Below are 15,387 nucleotides of genomic sequence, written 5' to 3'. Positions count from 1 at the left end.
CCTGAGAATGCCCGGGAGTGAATGCACTCCCCCTAACCCAACCCTTGTGGCGGAGATCCACCGATCTTTGCGCGTCCGACAAGGCATGCGCTGTCGTCTGAGGCGGAATTGCGCCGTGGCGGCCTTGGTGCAACCATGATCCAAGCGATGCCTCGGTTTGCGTCATCAACGTCTGCTTGTACCGAAAAGCAGACGTTGATATCGTCGGGTGCCGCATTGCAATGGCCTGACTGCAAAAATGGCCTTGCAATTGCGTGGGCGAGCGGTGGCTCGCGCCACAGCCCTATCGCAATGAATGCTGCAGTTTCTCGCTTGCCACGACCCATCCCTCCCTCAAGGTTGGAGAATTGCCGTGTGTATCAGATCTCTGGAATCGCAGGCGTTGATGAAGGCCACGTTTGTGGCGCACGCATTGTCCCGCGCCGTCGCCGTGTCCTCTTATGCCCGCGCAGCTTTCATGGTGCTGCTATCCAGCAGACGGTGGCTTGCGGCAATTCTCGTGCTTGGGGTCTGCCCGGCGGCATGGGCGGATGATGTGCTCTTCGAAAACGTCCGCATCTTCGATGGGAAAGGAGCGACCTCGCTGTCTGCTCCGTCGAATGTGCTGGTCAAAGGCAATGTGATCGCTCGGATCTCGACAGACCCGGTGGAGGCAGCGGGCGCCCTTCGCGTTGCCGGCAACGGCCGAACGCTGATGCCGGGCCTTATCGATGCGCACTGGCACGCCATGCTGGCGCGGTCCACTCCGGCAGAGTCGTTTGGTGACGTCGGCTTCAACAATCTGGCTGCGGGCGACGAGGCGACGGACACGCTGATGCGCGGCTTTACCACCGTGCGCGACGTGGGGGGGCCGGTGTTCGGCCTCAAGCGCGCGATCGACACCGGCATCGTCGAGGGACCGCGCATCTATCCTTCCGGCGCCATGCTCACCGTGACCAGCGGACATGGAGATTTCCGCCAGATGTCCGAGCTGCCGCGGGTGATCGGTGGCCCGTTCGCCCGGATGGAGCAGGTCGGCGGGGCCATCGTGGTCGACAGCCCCGACGAGGTGCGCTTGAGGGTCCGTGAGCAGCTCATGCAAGGGGCAGCGCTGATCAAGGTGACGGCGGGAGGCGGGGTGTCGTCACCCCACAGCCCGCTCGATGTGACCACCTTTACCGAGCCCGAGCTGCGGGCCGCGGTGGAAATCGCCGACAATTGGGGGACCTATGTCGCGGCGCACGCCTTCACGTCGCATGCGATCAGAATAGCGATTGCAGCCGGCGTGAAGTGTATCGAACATGGTTTTCTGATGGATGAGGAAACCGCCAAGCTCATTGCCGACAAGGGCATCTGGCTCAGCCTTCAGCCGCTTCCCGAGCTGCTGCGGCAAGGCTTTGCGAAAGGTTCGGTCGAGCGGGCCAAGGCGGATGAGGTGTGGCCGGGCATCGGCAGGACCTACGAACTGGCGAAAAAGTACAAGATCAAGACCGCGTGGGGCACCGATGTCCTGTTCTCCCGCGCCTTGGCGCAGCAGCAGGGGGCAATCCTGGCCTCGCTCAAGCGTTGGTACACGCCTGCCGAAGCGCTCACCATGGCGACCGGAACGAATGCGGAGTTGCTGGCGCTATCCGGCCCACGCAATCCCTATCCGGGAAAGCTCGGCGTGATCGAGGAAGGCGCGCTTGCTGACCTGTTGCTCGTCGACGGCAATCCGTTGGAGAATATCGACCTGGTGGCCGATGCCGCCAGCAACTTCAAGATCATCATGAAGGACGGGATCATCTACAAGAACACGCTGGAGCGTCCTTAGTGCGCTCAGGTGAACGCGCGGCGCTCTACAACGGCGCGCGTCAAATGTGGCGCGCAAGGGACGCTGTAACGCTTTAAACTTGCTGCATAATTTTCTCCTTCAATCGCTTCCGATTCAAGGAATTGTGCGGTCGCACTTCTGTTCCAGGGCATCTTATCCGCTTATCCGCATCAATAAGTCCACTTCATGCGGATGACCCAGTGAAGCGAGGAATGGCTAAACCCGATTGTCTTTTGGCGCGTGGGTGCGAGGAACGCGCTCCAGGCCGGGGAGCGGCCGGGGCTTTCGCCGGATGATCGCCAGATGGTGGCGGCAAGGGCGCAGCCGAAACGACGAGGCGGCGGCTGCCGGTGTCGACAGCCGGGATTGATGGAATCCCGACCGTCCGAAATGCATTGGGCCGAAAGGCGGCCTCAGTTGCCGCCGATGCGTTCGCGCAGGCGGTCGTCGCGCTCGATGATTTCGGGGGTGAGTGCGTCGCCGAAATCGGCGGCCTCGAAGACCGGGCGGATTTCGATTTCGCTCGGGCCGGGCATCGGATTGGGGCAGCGCTTCACCCAGGCGATCGCCTCGTCCATGTCCTTGACCTGCCAGATCCAGAAGCCGGCGACCAGTTCCTTGGTCTCGGTGAAGGGGCCGTCGATGACGATGCGGCTTGCGCCGTCGAAGGCGACGCGCTTGCCCCTGGACGACGGGTGCAAGCCTTCGCCGGCCTGCATGATGCCGGCATTGACCAGCTCTTCGTTGAACTTGCCCATCGCTTCGAGCAGCTCTGTCGAAGGCATCTTGCCCGCTTCGCTGTCCTCGGTCGCCTTCACCATTACTATCACGCGCATGGTCTTTTCTCCTCTGATCGACAAGGCCAAGACGGCCCCTCATGCCTAAATGACGAACGGGCCACGCAGGGGCCGACAATCCGCCCAAACTTTTTTCTGCAGGGCCGTAGCGGTATCGACGGCTAGCCCGCGCAAGGCGGTGGCGTACACTTTGCGCCATGCCTTGCCGCGCTGAGGTGGTGTCGCCGATGTGGTCCGGGACGGCCCTCACGGCAAGATATAGCGACCGCCGCGGCGAGCAAGATATTCGCATCGCAAGATCCACAGGCATGCCGTCGTGGTTCGTCAATGAGACGAGCTGTCGTCGATATCCGAATGTTTTTACATGCTAATATGATGATGAGCGCATTCACCACGGGTTCACGTCCGGGGGGCATAGCTTGCGCCTATTCGAAACGGATAGGTGTCGAGATGAAGAAGATAGGCATTGTGATCCTTGCGGCGGTGACGGCTCTGACGAGCTACACGCCTGCGAATGCCATGCCGGTTGCGGCCGTCCAGCTGCGGCAGCAGAGCGACGTTACGAGCGTGCAGTATCGCGAATGGGGCGGCGACCGACATCGCCCTCGGCCGGGCTGGAACCATGGTGGATATCGACCGCGTCCCGGCTGGGACGGCGGGTACCGGCCGCGCCCGGGTTGGGACGGGGGCCACCGTCCACGGCCACACTGGGATGGCGGCTATCGCCCGCGGCCGGGCTGGCAGGGCAGCGGCGGCTATCGCTATGGCTGGTACAATGGTCACCGGGGTTATCGCGGCTACCGCGATGGATATCGCCGCCACAATGACGGCTGGTGGTATCCGCTGGCAGCCTTCGGCGCAGGCGCCATCATCGGCGGCGCGATTGCCGCTCCGCCGCGGCGCGTCGAGACCGGCGTGAACCCGCGGCATACAAACTGGTGCTATGACCGCTACCGCTCCTACCGTGCCTGGGACAACTCGTTCCAGCCTTATGGCGGCCCGCGGCAACAGTGCTACTCGCCCTATTATTGAGCGAGACCGAGCCCCGCCGATCGGCTGCGATCGGCGGGGTCATTGTCGGGGCATGCGCGGGGTGCTTCCCGTCCTCGCCGTCAAAGTTGACCTTCGAGCGGCGCCTGCGGCCGGAGGAGTTCCGGTGTCCGTCGGCGAAATTGCCAAGCCGACAAAGCAGCGGTCATGAGCGCGACGACGCGCCGCGGATTGAGGCTCTGCCAGGCGGCATTAACGCGAACGTTCCCCGCGCGACGGCTCACAACGAGTAGCCCTTGCCGTGGCTTGGCGGCGACGGTCTGCTCGTCCGGTTGGGGCCCTTCGCCAGTTCGATTGCGGTAGCGCGTGCCCGCTCGGCTTTGGAAGGCTTGGTGTCCAGGGTCGAGCCTGGGGGCGTTGCTGCCATGGCGCTCGCCATCAGGGCGAACGATGCGGCAGCGGCTAGGATGATTGTCTTCATCGCTGTTTCCTTGGTTTCTACACATGGTTTCGGCCCAGGCGGGATTTCGGCCGCGGCGACCCGCCGGAGCGTTGACGCGACGCGGCTCGTTGGACATACGGCGCGGATGGGCTGCCGGGAATACGGCAGATGCCGTATTTCGACGTGAGGACGGCAGGACGCGGTGCATGTTGGCTAGCGAAGGTTTACCGCTCTGGTCTCGCCGCGTCCCGTGTTCGGGTTCGGACATTTGCCTGGCGTTTGCGCGCCGGCGTGCGCTATCGCAGAGAGCTTGGCGCGGATTGCCCGGCCTGGCTCTTGTGTCGATGCCTGGCCGCATCGCAGACATGGGCACGCGCACGAGCGCGCGTGGGCCTCAAAAGAAGGCGTGTGGAATATGGCTGATCTTCCTGTCCAACTTGATGACATCCGGACGCTCGAGGAGGCGCTGCATCGGCCCGAGGTGCGCCGCTCGAGAGCGGCCGTCGAGGCGCTGCTTGCCGAAGGTTTCATGGAATTCGGCGCATCGGGAACGACGTACCATCGCGCAGAGACGATCGAGCTTCTCTGTGAAGAGGATGATGAGCCTGATGAAGGTGAACTTGAGGCGACGGATTTTGCGCTGACGCCGATCTGTTCGGACGCCGTGTTGCTCACCTACAGGACCATTCGCCGGGCGGGTGACGGGTCGCAACGGCAGGCGCTGCGATCCTCCATCTGGAAGCGGACGGCGGGCCGGTGGCAGATGCTGTTCCACCAGGGAACGCTGACATCGGCCACCGTTTCGACGGCCGAGAGCTGAACTTGCCGGCAATGTGAGGGGCGGGCGTGCGATGGCGGAGCCGGGGGGCCGGCTTTGCCACGCTGTGGTTCGGGCGTGTCAGATTGGGGTGTCACGCAGAAGGCGGCGTTGCCTCAGTCCTGGTCGGGCAGGGTTTCATCGAAGCGGGTGGCCTGGCGCGACAGATCGCGGTCAAGGGCTTCTTCTTCCGCGTCATCCGGCAGGGCCTCGTCGTTCTCGACATTTGCCTCGTCGCGGCTCGGCACCGGGGGCACGCGACCCTGGTCTGCCGGCGGCAGGTCGTCACCATCGGGGATCTGATCCGCAGGGACGTCCGGCAAGTCGGTGGCTTCGTTATCCGGAATGAGGCGTGGCTTCAGCGTTGTTCGGGGCATGGTCACATCTCCTTGATCGTAGCCAAGGAGTAAGCGGCAAACGGCCGAATGGTTCCGTATCATGGCCGTGAAAGGTTCGTTCTGGGCGCAGATCAGAGGGTTGGTGGCAGGCTCAGAAGTGACTTGGTGGCGAAGACATGGCTTCGCCCAAGCAGCGGCGGGTGCGCAAGCTGGAGGGTACAGGCACGGCGTGAGCGCCTAGAATTTCAGCGTGGCGTCGTCGTGCTTGGGTGGCGGGTGGCTGTCTCTCTGGCGGCGCATGCCGTAGGCAAGCGCAAGCCCCAGCACGGCGGAACCGATGACAACGGCGAGTAGTGCGAAGAAATTCTCCATGACATTCTCCTCCCGGAAACGATGATAACACAATCGGACGCGTGCATCCAAATACCTGCACGTTATCCCTAACCGATACGCAGTGCCGGCGAAGGCTCATCCGAAAGGGGCAACGAAGGTGGCGCTTGAGTTGTTCCGAGCAGGTTGGAAATGTCCGGCGAGATTTGAGGATGGCTCGCTGCGGATGCGTGGTCGCGAAATCCCAGCATGGGGCGAACGGCAGCGTCTGCGAGCGTCGCCGGTCAGTGAGGTGGCGGTGCCAGTTCTCGTGGACGGCGCAATCTCAAGGATTCGCTCGATGCGCCCCGGCATTCAACGCCTGATGTCGGCAAGCCAAAATCGCGAGAAAGCGGCGACGTCACGGCGCCTTTGATGAACCAGTGGCTGGGCAGGCGGGTGCCACCGAAAAAAAAGAACGAAACTAGAACAAATCTTGCTCGAAGGGGTTGCCATTCTACCGGAGCCGGGCTAAGGATATTACAGGATGGTCGTTTCGTAATCGAAGCGGCCTTTTTCATTTTTGGAAGGCACGAGCCGGTCGATCACGCTCCGGCCGGTTGCAGCCCGCGGCTGTCCATCCAGATCTGTGTGTGTCTCTCTCTCGAATTGGCCGACGCGCCTGACGTGCCTCTCCGCTTCTTGGATGGGCGTGCCCTGTTCGCGTCTTGTCGTTGCTGGAAGGACCGCCGTACGCGTTTGCGCGACGTGGATAATGTCGCCAGGCGACGCTTATCGTGGCGTCGTTTCTGCGAGGTGACGCAAGCGTTCAGCAACGCGAAGACGTTGCTCCTCGGATAACTTCCGTAAGACCGATTCGTAATAGGCACCGACAAAGTCGAGGCCCTCGGGACGACCGCCTGCGCGGAAGTACGAACGGGATATCCAGTAGGCAGCTTCTTCCAGATCAGCCTCCACGACGCCGCCAAGTTCGTAGGAGACGGCAATCATTAACTGCGCACCGTGATGGTCCCGAAGGGCCGCGCTATACCACCAGCGGAACGCCTCCTTGGGGTTGCGCTCGACGCCTAGCCCCTCGTGGTAAATCGTGGCCAGCCGCCCTTGAGCGCCGATGTGGCCGCCGCGCGCAGCCAGCCCATTCCAGTAGTAGGCGGCAGCCAGGTTTTCTTCGATATCGCCGAAAAAATGCTCTCCGAGCGCCGCTTGTGCGTCGACGTTTCCGCCCTTGGCGAGTTTCATCAGTCTCGGTGCTATGATCGTGGCGCCTGGCGGCGGCGGATCGGCCAACACAGGCCGTCGACGGGCCTTCCCGGCGAAAATTGCACGCAGCCACGTCCATAAGTGCTGGATCATTCGTCGTCGCTGCTCCTATCGGGGGCAGTTGATTGATGAAGGTAGGTCAAAGCCATGTTGCTCAGCTTCAGGGGGCTGAGACCGCGGGTTAATGTCGATAACCGTGCCGACGCGGTGTCGCTCGTCTGCTCAGCTGCGGCGTCCATCAGTCTGTTCTTCTTCCGATATCTCCAGCGCCTGCGGCGACAGGCTGTCTGCGGGTGTTCCTTTGGCCGCCCCCCGGGGCCTCCCGCGAGGATCGAGTGCCGCCCGGAAGCCGGCCGGCGCCGTGTTCAGGTCGACACCACCGTCATACTGGTTGTGCCTGTCGATTGCCTGGCGGGCAATATCATGACCCTTGTGCGCCGCGCTGCGCCACCAGCGAAGCGCCTCCTGCGGGTCAGGCTCGATGCCGAGGCCCTGGTGATAGATCGTTGCGAGGCGGGCTTGTGAGGCGGCGTGGCCTTGGCGGGCGGCCTGTCCGTTCCAGTGGTAGGATGCGGCGTAGTTCTCCTCGCGGCCATCGTTGAAATAGATTTCCCCCAGCACCGCCTGAGCGTCGAGATTTCCTGAGGTGGCGAGTTCGAGCAACCTTGGCGAGACATTTGCGGCGGACAGCCGCGGCGTGAAAATGGTCTTCAACCTTCTGACTGCGTTTTGGATCATCAGACACCCGTCTTATTCATCGGCATAATTCCTCAAAATCGGGACGATAAAATGGATAAATTATGCTGTAACTTGAACGCTTTATCTCTCCAACTCACCTGTCTCATCCGGTGTGAGGCGCCTTTGGCCGCACCGGGTGCCGCGAATGCGCGGCCTGTAAATTAGTATTGGTGACATAATGCAACCTAAGGTCAAGTGGGTCTGCGCAATTTCCCGTGGATATCGGAAGGCTGTTGCCCGTTTGCCGCTTGCTGCGCGCGCGGATGCCTGAGCGACTTTAAAGAGCTTTGCGGTGCCATCGGTGCTGCATGGGAGTTCTCATCATGAGCATCGGAAAACCAGCCAAGGACCCGAAGACGGGGCGCTTCCTGCCGCGCGAGCCGCGGGTTGGAACCCCCATCGGGGCGGGAGCACCTGCGCGAATGCGCGCCCGCAAGGCGGTGCGCTCCAAGCTCGGTGAGCTCTTTCTCGACGATATGCTTTGCGCCTGGGAGAGCCGGGGGGCAGCGGCGATCCACGCGCTGATTGAAAAGAGCCCGCACGATTTCCTGAAAGCCGTGGCCTCGCTGATGCCGAAGGACGTGACAGTCAATGTCAACCAGATCGGGGAGATGACGGATGAACAACTCCTCGAGCGGATCCGCAAGCTCGACGCCAAGATCAAGCCTTTCCTCGCTGCTCAGGGAGCGGATGGAGCTGGCGATGGAGATCGGGCGGCGGCAGAACACGAATAGGCTGCGCTACTACCGGCCCTATGCCAGGCAGACTGTCTTTCATGAGGCGGGAGCGACCTTTCGCGAGCGGCTGTTCATGGCCGGAAACCAGCTCGGCAAGACCCTGGCAGGAGCCGCGGAAGCGGCCATGCACCTGACTGGAGACTATCCTCATTGGTGGGCGGGCCGACGGTTCGAGCGGCCGATCGTGATGATCGGCGGCTCGGAATCGCATGAGCTGACGCGCGATGGCGTGCAGCGGTTGCTCGTCGGCCCGCCAATGAGCGAAGAGGACTGGGGCACCGGCTACATTCCGAAAGCGGCGATCTCGGGCTGGACCCGCAGATCGAGCGCATCGGGCGCGCTCGACAGCGTGACAGTGCGCCATTCGAGCGGCGGCACCTCGACGCTGCTCCTGAAGGCCTACGAACAGGGCCGCGCCAAATGGCAGGCGAACACGGTGGACTATGTCTGGTTCGACGAGGAGCCGCCGGAGGACGTCTATTTCGAGGGCATCACCCGCACCAATGCGACCGGCGGCTCGGTCGCCGTGACCTTTACGCCGCTGAAGGGCATGAGCTCGGTCGTCAGCCGCTACCTGCTGGAGCCCTCCGAGGACAGGACGGTGGTTACGATGACAATCGACGATGCCGAGCATTATACCCCCGAGGAGCGGGCGAAGATCATCGCCAGCTACCCGGCACATGAGAAGGAAGCGCGCACCAAGGGCGTGCCGACGCTGGGTTCGGGCCGGATCTTCCCGTTGACCGAGGAACAGATCCGCATCGACCCGTTCGAGATCCCCAAGCATTGGGTGCAGATCGGCGGGCTCGACTTTGGCTGGGACCATCCCTTTGCCGCGGCGGCCTGCGCCTGGGACCGCGACGCCGATGTCTTCTACGTGACCAAGGTTTACCGCGAGCGCGAGGCGACGCCGATCATTCATGCGGCGGCATTGAAGCCCTGGGGCGTCTGGCTGCCGTGGTCTTGGCCGCATGACGGCCTGCAGCACGACAAGGGCTCGGGCGAGCAGCTGGCGGCGCAATATCGCGGGCAGGGGCTCGCGATGCTTTCGGAGCGGGCGACCTTCGACGACGGCACCAACGGCGTCGAGGCGGGGATCTCGGACATGCTGCAGCGGATGCAGACCGGGCGCTTCAAGGTGTTTTCCACTGCAAGCGAATGGTTCGAGGAATTCAGGCTCTACCACCGCAAGGACGGACGGATCGTCAAGGAACGCGACGACGTTCTTTCGGCCTGCCGCTACGCGCTGATGATGAAACGCTTTGCCCGGGCAAAGGCCGACGAGGCCGCCTGGAAATTCATGGATCGGAAGGTTGTGTAATGGCTGCGATGACAAAACAGGCGCTGGCGGACCTCGTCGGCCAGCTCGTCAAGGATTGCGAGAGCTATCGCGACGCGCTGTCGATCGACCGCATCAGGGCGATGGAATATTACGACGGGGTGATGAAGGATGTGCCGTCTGATGCCAACCGCTCCAAGGTGGTTTCGCGCGACGTGCGCGCGGCGGTGAAGAAGGTGCTGCCTTCGCTCATCCGCACCGTGCTCGGCAACGACAAGGTGGTCGAGTACGAGCCGGTCAACCAGGGTGACGAGGCGGGCGCCGAGCAGGCGACCGACTACATCAATTACATCGTCTTTCCCGAAAGTGACGGTTATGACGCCGTGCAGGATGCGGCGCACGATGCGCTGAAGCTCAGGAACGGCGTGATCCGCTGGTGGTACGAGAAGAAGCAGACAGTCGAGGTCTCGAGCCATACGGGGCTTGATGAGGCGGCGCTGGTGCAGCTGATCGCCGACGATGCGGTGGAAGTGCTGGAGCAATCGCAGTCGGTCGAGGCGATCGAGCTGCCGACGGGCCGGGTGGAGCAGGCGGTCTTCAGCGTCAAGATCCGCCGCACGAGCGAACGCGGCACGACGCGGCTTGCCGCGGTGCCGCTGGAAGAATTTCTCATCCATCCGGATGCGATCTCGATCGACGACAGCCCGATCACCGGCATCAACCGTCGCATGCGCCGCTCCGACCTCATCGCCATGGGCTATGACCGGGCGAAGGTGGAAGGCTTTACTGTCGCCGGCGACCATGACGGCGACGACGAGGCATTCACCCGCCGCCGCGACGTCTTTGGCGACGGCGAGGCGACTGCCACCGCGCTGCAGGAGGTGGAGTATTACGAGCTCTATGTGAAGGTGGACGCCGACGACGACGGCATTGCCGAGCTCATGCTTGCCATGTACCGCCCGGAAGGCGGCGAATTTCTTTACGATGCTGAGGCAATGCGCGCCAAGCTGCTACGCGCAAGAAACTATTTGTCCGGGTCGGCAGATTAGGAACCAAGCCGGCGGAAGGCTGTGGGAGAGACATGGCGCACGCATGACCAACCCGAACACGGTGAAGGCGATGGCGCCGGAGACGGCCGCGCGCATTCGGTCATTCTGTCAATGAGCATCCCGAACTTCGAGACATCGTCCAGTTCAATGGCAAGATGCTTCCCTGCGCTGCGCCTGTCGGCGTGGGGTATCAGCAATTCGTCAAACCGGACGATGAAAAGCCTGTGCCTGCCGGCAGACTTCATGAGGTGGGGCGTTGATCTGATGGCGCTTGGCACCCGAGGCGGACAGGACAGAAGGTAAGCCTACCAGGGGTAGGCTGGTGAGTTCGAATGCGTTGCGCTCTACCTTGAGTTGGATTTCCGTGGAGTTGTTATTCTCGTCAGGCTGTATGGAGGGACGATGGATTATATAGATGAGAATGACCCTCTACCTTGGCTTCTTGTGGGCGTACGCCCGGACGATCCCTATGGTATCAGCCCCGCGATTCGCCAATGGCTTGAGGAAAACCCCCTTTTTCCGATTGTTCCTTACGTGCCGCCGCTGCCGCCGACAGATGAAGAGAAACGGGCGCAATTGGCGCCGTTGACAGCGCGGCAGTTTCGTCTAGCTTTGGTCGCTGGCGGTTTCACGCCCGGCGAGGTAACGCAAACGATAGAGAATTTGCCGAACGGTGCGCAAAAGGAAGCTGCCAAGATCGAATGGGAATACGCTGCCACCTTTAACCGCATGCACCCACTGATCGCGACCGTTGCCGCCGAGCTAGGCCTGAATGATAGCCAGATCGACGCCATGTGGCTCGCTGCTGTCGATCTGTAATCCCAATCAAACAACTAGGTGAGAATTTTGAATCGACGCATCAACGCGGCGGGGCTTGTGCTCGACAAACAGTGGGATGGCCACACCAATGCTGCGGGCGCTCCGATGGGTGCCCGATCACGTGGAAGGCAACGCGGCTGAAAGCCGTTTTGCCGTGCATCGCCGCATAGACGAGCTTGTCGGTCACGTCGGCCATCTCGAAACTTCGGCGGTCACCATTGTTGCGGATGTGGCGGAAATGAAGCCAGTCACCGACGACGTGAAGCGGTGGAAGTTGATGGGCATTGGCGCACTCGTTGTCACTGGCATTGTGGCAATGGCGCTCGGCGTCAGCTTCGCCGAGGCGATACGCCGAATTGTGCTTGCCATAGTCGACAAGGTCTGAAATGGCACAGCTCTCGGGTTGTGAATGTTCAAGTCGAGGGTTGTTGCGGGAGCGACTTCGCGTCAAAATTAGTTCGACGGGCGTGCGGATTGCGGGGGGTACATTTTGGCGCTGTTGGTCCTTGGAGACAGTCACACAATCTTTAATTTCGGTGGCGTCGCCGAAGCAAAGATCTACCACGTTCCAGGTGTCACGATGCACCGCGCCGCGCGCGACGGCTTGGCTTCACTCGTTCCAAGCAACTGTCATCCTGAAGCGAACGACATCTTGGTTCTTTCTCTGGGCGAGATCGACAGTCGGGCGCAGGTACCGAAGCACGCCAGATTGAACGGTCGATCAACACTTGAAGAGGCGGACGCTCTCTGTGACCGGTTCACTGTGGCACTAAGTGAGTTTCGGAAGAGTTGTCGGGCGAGGGTGGCTATCTGCTGCATTATTCCGTTCAACCCTTATACGCTCGATCATCAGTATTACGCTGATTCTGAGGCGGCCTCTGCAGATGCAAAGATAATAAGAGACAGGATGAACGAGCGTCTTCAGGGAATGGGCATCCCATTCATTGACGTCAGAAAAGCGTTCTCCAATCCAGACGGAACCTTGATTCCTTCCAAATCTGACACAACTCTCCACCTTGACCCACGTATATCTGCACCAATGTTAGCCGAGCTTGAAACCGCATTCGGCCGGACCTTCACGCACATGGACCCGCCGTGGCCAAATGCTTTTCCGCGCGCGGAGGTAACCAAGGCGGAAATGCGCCGGAAGGCCAGAAAAGAACTTGAGCGTTCGATAAAAAACGTTTGTCTGCTATTGCCAGGCGCTCCAAGATTGCGTTCCGCGCTTAAGGCCAGATGGGCAAAGGAGGCGTCGCCAGCGCGCGTGGAAACCAACAAAGGCGACGGCAATCAGCTTCGGCGCTGATCGAAGGCGGACCCCTGGTACATTCGCAAGCGATTCTTTCATGCCGTGATGTCTCTGTTGGAAGACGGTGCACTCGTCGTTGCGGGTCAATGCGAGAAACAAGGCATGCGTAATTGCGTATCGCGCTTTGTCTCTTGTTGGGGGGCTGTACCAACGCGTTCTCTCGCCAGTCCTTCCGGCATCTTCCAGAGTTCCGTTGCCAGCAGTTCGTCAGCCTCGGCATCGTCGACGGAAACGCCGGCCCGCTCGATACGAGGATTGGTGCGCGTAGCGGCCCCATCAAATGGTCCAGCGGCGGTGACGTTCGCTGGTGTCGCAACTCACGGTGCTTTCCAGGCAGCGGGCATGTCGTAACGTGAAGAATCGATGATTCAGCTTAACGAATAGGAAAGCATTGTCGCTAAAACTAACCTCCCGCATGCGGGATACTGCTAGTCTCGCGTCACGAGGCCATATGAGGCGGAGGTAGCTTATGCCGGATGCTTCGATCGACCTGGCGCTGTACTCGGCCGCGCTGAATATCACGGCGCCGCCGGCGCTGATTCGGCCGTTGCTTGACCAGTTGGTGGAGGGGCAATTCTCGATCGATGGCATCATGAGGCGCTGTGCCGAGAATGGAGTGCGTCTCAAGGCGCACTTGCGCAAAGGCGAACGCACCCGCAAAGAGCTGCGGGCGGCCTTCGATCTGCAATCTGTGGAGCGTCGACATCTCGATATTCTTGATATGCTGATTGCAAGCCTGGAGGCCAAGGCGGCACGCGACGCGCGTGAGTTCGATGGTCTGCTGGATGATCTCAAGGCAAGGGTTTCTGCGCTTTCCGGCTCCGCCAGCGCTGATGAAGCCCTGGAACTGGAAGAGATCTACAGGACGATCCAGGCGCAGGTGCGGGTCGAGGTTGGTGAACTCTCTGATGTCGCTGTCTTTCTGCGCAGCCTGCGCGATAGATGCAGTGACGATCGCGGCGAGAAGGCACACCTTGCCGACAGCGAGAGCCTCAAGAGCTTTTTGCAATCCCTGTCGCCGCCAAAGCCGCCATCTGTCTCCTAGAGCGTGTCGCGATCTCCAGGATTGGCTTATCGTGCGTGCGGCAATCAACGTACGTGTGGCAATCAAAAAGCCGCGACACACTTTTGCTTGGCACGCCTCAAGCCGACGTGGACTGTATCGATCGCGGTTTCCGGCACGGAGAGTTGCAGCCGGACTTCGGCGGTTCGACGAGGATTGTCGACTGCATCAGTGGGCCGTACCCGTTCCGGCGCGGGTGATCCGTGTGTCAGCTACCGGCAGCAGCGCTACATAGAGTGGTGCCGAACTATCGCCTTGCGGCATGCCTGTTGCCGGATGGATGCACACGACAGGTCGACATCAGCAGCTTGGTGTCATCTCGCTTGCGGGGTGCGGCCTATTCCCAATAGCAGGTCTCGATGATCGGAACCCATAGCACAGGCTCGATCGGGTCTTCTTGCCGGGAGAGATCCGCGGAGCGATGCTCACGCATCGGCCAAGGATCGCGACGCCGCCGGAAAGCCCGAGAACCGATCTATGGCGTCGTTGCGATGTTCGCTCGATGCGTCGGCATCGCGCCTATCCCGAGACCAGCCATGGACCATCCCACAGGTTTCTCTCATGGAGACCTGGTAACAGATGTGTCCGCGTCCAAATTCGTCAGTAGGGCTGCACCATAACGACACAACTGACAAGCACGATGGCTAGCGTGGTCAGCTTCACGAATGCGGCGTCCATCATGGCGAAATTCCCCCTTTTGAGTGCCTGCAGCACCGTGCGTCTTATCGGATGCGCAAAGGTCGCTGCAGGACTTTGATTTGCTGCATGCCGCCCCAAGTCGGCTGCGATCAGGGCGGAATGCCGTAGCAACGCTTCATCGTTGCTTCTGGTTCCCAATTTACACGAGGACAAACGACATGAATATGAACCGACGCATCAATGCGGCGGGCCTTGCGCTCGTCAAACAGTGGGAAGGTCTGAAGACGAAGGCGTATCGCGACGTTGCCGGTGTCTGGACTATCGGCTATGGCCATACCAGCGCCGCCGGCGAGCCCGTCGTGAAGCCGAACATGGTGATCACCGAGGCCGAGGCTGAACAGATCCTGATGGCGGATCTCGCGAAGTTCGAGGAGCGTGTCTCGCGCCTTGTCACGGTGCCGGTCACCGACAACCAGTTCGCCGTGCTTGTCTCTTTCGATTTCAACACCGGCAGGCTCGGCAAGTCGACATTGCTGAAAAAGCTGAACGCCGGCGACCACGACGCCGTGCCGCTGGAGTTGATGAAGTGGGTCAATGCCGGCGGCAGCCGCGTGAAGGGATTGGTCAACCGCCGGTCTGCGGAAGTCGGGCTTTGGGCAAAGGGCGAGTTCGTCGCCTCCAACACCGTCGCCGCCGCCCCGAAGCCGCCCGAAGTGATAAGCAAGGAGAACATCTCCTGGCTCGCGGGCATTCTTTCCTCGTTGGGTTTTGCGTTCACCGGCAGTGGACCACTGCAATGGGCATTTGCCGGCATTATCGCAGTTGCCTTCGCGATTGGCGCCTTCCTCTTCCTGCGCAAGCGGCTCGATCCGGCATGATCGCCTGGTTGAGGATGCTGTGCGGGGGGCTCGTGCTCGCTGCCGTCGTCTGGGCCGTGCACGAAATACGGGCGGATGGCGCCCGGTCCGTCATTCAAGCGATAGAAAGG

16 protein-coding genes and 1 pseudogene are annotated in these 15,387 nt (G+C 61.3%); 11 read left to right on the top strand and 6 right to left on the bottom strand.

The features are described from left to right. Positions 1 to 457: 457 nt before the first annotated feature. Positions 458 to 1,792 (top strand): metal-dependent hydrolase family protein, encoded by a 1,335-nt coding sequence (locus LPJGGPFB_RS13535; RefSeq protein WP_234902898.1) that lies wholly within the window; start codon positions 458 to 460, stop codon positions 1,790 to 1,792. A 413-nt stretch (positions 1,793 to 2,205) separates the two neighbouring features. Here the strand turns inward: LPJGGPFB_RS13535 and LPJGGPFB_RS13530 are convergent, their stop codons facing one another. Beyond that, complete coding sequence (locus tag LPJGGPFB_RS13530) at positions 2,206 to 2,628, bottom strand: YciI family protein (protein ID WP_115421266.1); 423 nt, start codon at positions 2,626 to 2,628, stop codon at positions 2,206 to 2,208. Positions 2,629 to 3,039: 411 nt separating this feature from the next. Between LPJGGPFB_RS13530 and LPJGGPFB_RS13525 the strand changes: the two genes are divergently transcribed. After that, positions 3,040 to 3,621 carry a BA14K family protein gene (locus tag LPJGGPFB_RS13525; protein ID WP_173420375.1) on the top strand — a complete coding sequence of 194 codons (582 nt, stop codon included), beginning with the start codon at positions 3,040 to 3,042 and terminating at the stop codon, positions 3,619 to 3,621. Positions 3,622 to 3,859: 238 nt separating this feature from the next. On the opposite strand, the gene LPJGGPFB_RS13520 is transcribed toward LPJGGPFB_RS13525, so the two are convergent. Beyond that, positions 3,860 to 4,060, bottom strand: coding sequence for a hypothetical protein (locus tag LPJGGPFB_RS13520; protein WP_173420374.1), 201 nt, complete (start codon positions 4,058 to 4,060; stop codon positions 3,860 to 3,862). A gap of 376 nt (positions 4,061 to 4,436) precedes the next feature. Between LPJGGPFB_RS13520 and LPJGGPFB_RS13515 the strand changes: the two genes are divergently transcribed. Further along, on the top strand, positions 4,437 to 4,841 hold the full coding sequence (locus LPJGGPFB_RS13515; protein WP_173420373.1) for a nuclear transport factor 2 family protein: 405 nt from the start codon (positions 4,437 to 4,439) through the stop codon (positions 4,839 to 4,841). A gap of 113 nt (positions 4,842 to 4,954) precedes the next feature. Here LPJGGPFB_RS13515 and LPJGGPFB_RS13510 read toward each other — a convergent pair whose 3' ends face one another. The 4 genes from LPJGGPFB_RS13510 to LPJGGPFB_RS13500 all read right to left on the bottom strand — a co-directional run bounded on the left by LPJGGPFB_RS13510 (position 4,955) and on the right by LPJGGPFB_RS13500 (position 7,504). Continuing rightward, positions 4,955 to 5,215 (bottom strand): hypothetical protein, encoded by a 261-nt coding sequence (locus LPJGGPFB_RS13510; RefSeq protein ID WP_173420372.1) that lies wholly within the window; start codon positions 5,213 to 5,215, stop codon positions 4,955 to 4,957. Positions 5,216 to 5,413: 198 nt separating this feature from the next. Next, the gene (locus LPJGGPFB_RS33460) at positions 5,414 to 5,548 is read right to left on the bottom strand and encodes a hypothetical protein (RefSeq protein ID WP_255569852.1); all 135 of its coding nucleotides are present in this window, start codon (positions 5,546 to 5,548) and stop codon (positions 5,414 to 5,416) included. A 729-nt stretch (positions 5,549 to 6,277) separates the two neighbouring features. Beyond that, entirely contained in the window at positions 6,278 to 6,745 is a 468-nt protein-coding gene (locus LPJGGPFB_RS13505; RefSeq protein WP_173420371.1) for a tetratricopeptide repeat protein, read from the bottom strand. Between the two features lie 243 nt (positions 6,746 to 6,988). Further along, the gene (locus tag LPJGGPFB_RS13500) at positions 6,989 to 7,504 is read right to left on the bottom strand and encodes a tetratricopeptide repeat protein (RefSeq protein WP_173420370.1); all 516 of its coding nucleotides are present in this window, start codon (positions 7,502 to 7,504) and stop codon (positions 6,989 to 6,991) included. Positions 7,505 to 7,827: 323 nt separating this feature from the next. On the opposite strand from LPJGGPFB_RS13500, the gene LPJGGPFB_RS13495 reads away from it, so the two are divergent. From LPJGGPFB_RS13495 to LPJGGPFB_RS13460, 8 genes and pseudogenes are all read left to right on the top strand, one after another. Continuing rightward, positions 7,828 to 8,238, top strand: a complete 411-nt coding sequence (locus LPJGGPFB_RS13495) for a hypothetical protein (RefSeq protein ID WP_173420369.1) — start codon at positions 7,828 to 7,830, stop codon at positions 8,236 to 8,238. Next, positions 8,123 to 9,562, top strand: coding sequence for a terminase large subunit domain-containing protein (locus LPJGGPFB_RS13490; protein WP_173420368.1), 1,440 nt, complete (start codon positions 8,123 to 8,125; stop codon positions 9,560 to 9,562). Before LPJGGPFB_RS13495 ends, LPJGGPFB_RS13490 begins: the two co-directional genes overlap by 116 nt. Next, a pseudogene (locus LPJGGPFB_RS13485) lies at positions 9,562 to 10,461 on the top strand (portal protein); the annotation flags it as partial. The gene LPJGGPFB_RS13490 and the pseudogene LPJGGPFB_RS13485, both read left to right, overlap by 1 nt. A 510-nt stretch (positions 10,462 to 10,971) precedes the next feature. After that, positions 10,972 to 11,388, top strand: a complete 417-nt coding sequence (locus tag LPJGGPFB_RS13480; RefSeq protein ID WP_173420367.1) for a hypothetical protein — start codon at positions 10,972 to 10,974, stop codon at positions 11,386 to 11,388. 88 nt (positions 11,389 to 11,476) lie between these two features. Continuing rightward, positions 11,477 to 11,773, top strand: coding sequence for a DUF1515 family protein (locus tag LPJGGPFB_RS13475; protein WP_234902802.1), 297 nt, complete (start codon positions 11,477 to 11,479; stop codon positions 11,771 to 11,773). 105 nt (positions 11,774 to 11,878) lie between these two features. Continuing rightward, positions 11,879 to 12,694, top strand: a complete 816-nt coding sequence (locus LPJGGPFB_RS13470; protein WP_173420365.1) for an SGNH/GDSL hydrolase family protein — start codon at positions 11,879 to 11,881, stop codon at positions 12,692 to 12,694. A 472-nt stretch (positions 12,695 to 13,166) separates the two neighbouring features. Further along, positions 13,167 to 13,742: a hypothetical protein gene (locus LPJGGPFB_RS13465; protein ID WP_173420364.1), complete on the top strand. Its 576-nt coding sequence runs from the start codon at positions 13,167 to 13,169 to the stop codon at positions 13,740 to 13,742. An 881-nt stretch (positions 13,743 to 14,623) separates the two neighbouring features. Then, positions 14,624 to 15,277: a lysozyme gene (locus tag LPJGGPFB_RS13460; protein ID WP_173421035.1), complete on the top strand. Its 654-nt coding sequence runs from the start codon at positions 14,624 to 14,626 to the stop codon at positions 15,275 to 15,277. Positions 15,278 to 15,387: the final 110 nt, after the last annotated feature.

This window comes from Ensifer adhaerens, from assembly GCF_013283195.1.
Lineage (GTDB): Bacteria > Pseudomonadota > Alphaproteobacteria > Rhizobiales > Rhizobiaceae > Ensifer > Ensifer adhaerens_G.
This window is presented reverse-complemented; position numbering and strand designations above follow the sequence as displayed.

Bases quoted from the DNA above. Each gene is read 5' to 3' on its own strand.
- LPJGGPFB_RS13515 (WP_173420373.1), top strand. From the start codon at position 4,437: ATGGCTGATCTTCCTGTCCAACTTGATGACATCCGGACGCTCGAGGAG.
- LPJGGPFB_RS13500 (WP_173420370.1), bottom strand. From the start codon at position 7,504: ATGATCCAAAACGCAGTCAGAAGGTTGAAGACCATTTTCACGCCGCGG.
- LPJGGPFB_RS13460 (WP_173421035.1), top strand. From the start codon at position 14,624: ATGAACCGACGCATCAATGCGGCGGGCCTTGCGCTCGTCAAACAGTGG.
- LPJGGPFB_RS13495 (WP_173420369.1), top strand. From the start codon at position 7,828: ATGAGCATCGGAAAACCAGCCAAGGACCCGAAGACGGGGCGCTTCCTG.
- LPJGGPFB_RS13475 (WP_234902802.1), top strand. From the start codon at position 11,477: ATGCTGCGGGCGCTCCGATGGGTGCCCGATCACGTGGAAGGCAACGCG.
- LPJGGPFB_RS13520 (WP_173420374.1), bottom strand. From the start codon at position 4,060: ATGAAGACAATCATCCTAGCCGCTGCCGCATCGTTCGCCCTGATGGCG.
- LPJGGPFB_RS33460 (WP_255569852.1), bottom strand. From the start codon at position 5,548: ATGGAGAATTTCTTCGCACTACTCGCCGTTGTCATCGGTTCCGCCGTG.
- LPJGGPFB_RS13465 (WP_173420364.1), top strand. From the start codon at position 13,167: ATGCCGGATGCTTCGATCGACCTGGCGCTGTACTCGGCCGCGCTGAAT.
- LPJGGPFB_RS13510 (WP_173420372.1), bottom strand. From the start codon at position 5,215: ATGCCCCGAACAACGCTGAAGCCACGCCTCATTCCGGATAACGAAGCC.
- LPJGGPFB_RS13505 (WP_173420371.1), bottom strand. From the start codon at position 6,745: ATGAAACTCGCCAAGGGCGGAAACGTCGACGCACAAGCGGCGCTCGGA.
- LPJGGPFB_RS13535 (WP_234902898.1), top strand. From the start codon at position 458: ATGGTGCTGCTATCCAGCAGACGGTGGCTTGCGGCAATTCTCGTGCTT.
- LPJGGPFB_RS13530 (WP_115421266.1), bottom strand. From the start codon at position 2,628: ATGCGCGTGATAGTAATGGTGAAGGCGACCGAGGACAGCGAAGCGGGC.
- LPJGGPFB_RS13490 (WP_173420368.1), top strand. From the start codon at position 8,123: ATGAACAACTCCTCGAGCGGATCCGCAAGCTCGACGCCAAGATCAAGC.
- LPJGGPFB_RS13525 (WP_173420375.1), top strand. From the start codon at position 3,040: ATGAAGAAGATAGGCATTGTGATCCTTGCGGCGGTGACGGCTCTGACG.
- LPJGGPFB_RS13480 (WP_173420367.1), top strand. From the start codon at position 10,972: ATGGATTATATAGATGAGAATGACCCTCTACCTTGGCTTCTTGTGGGC.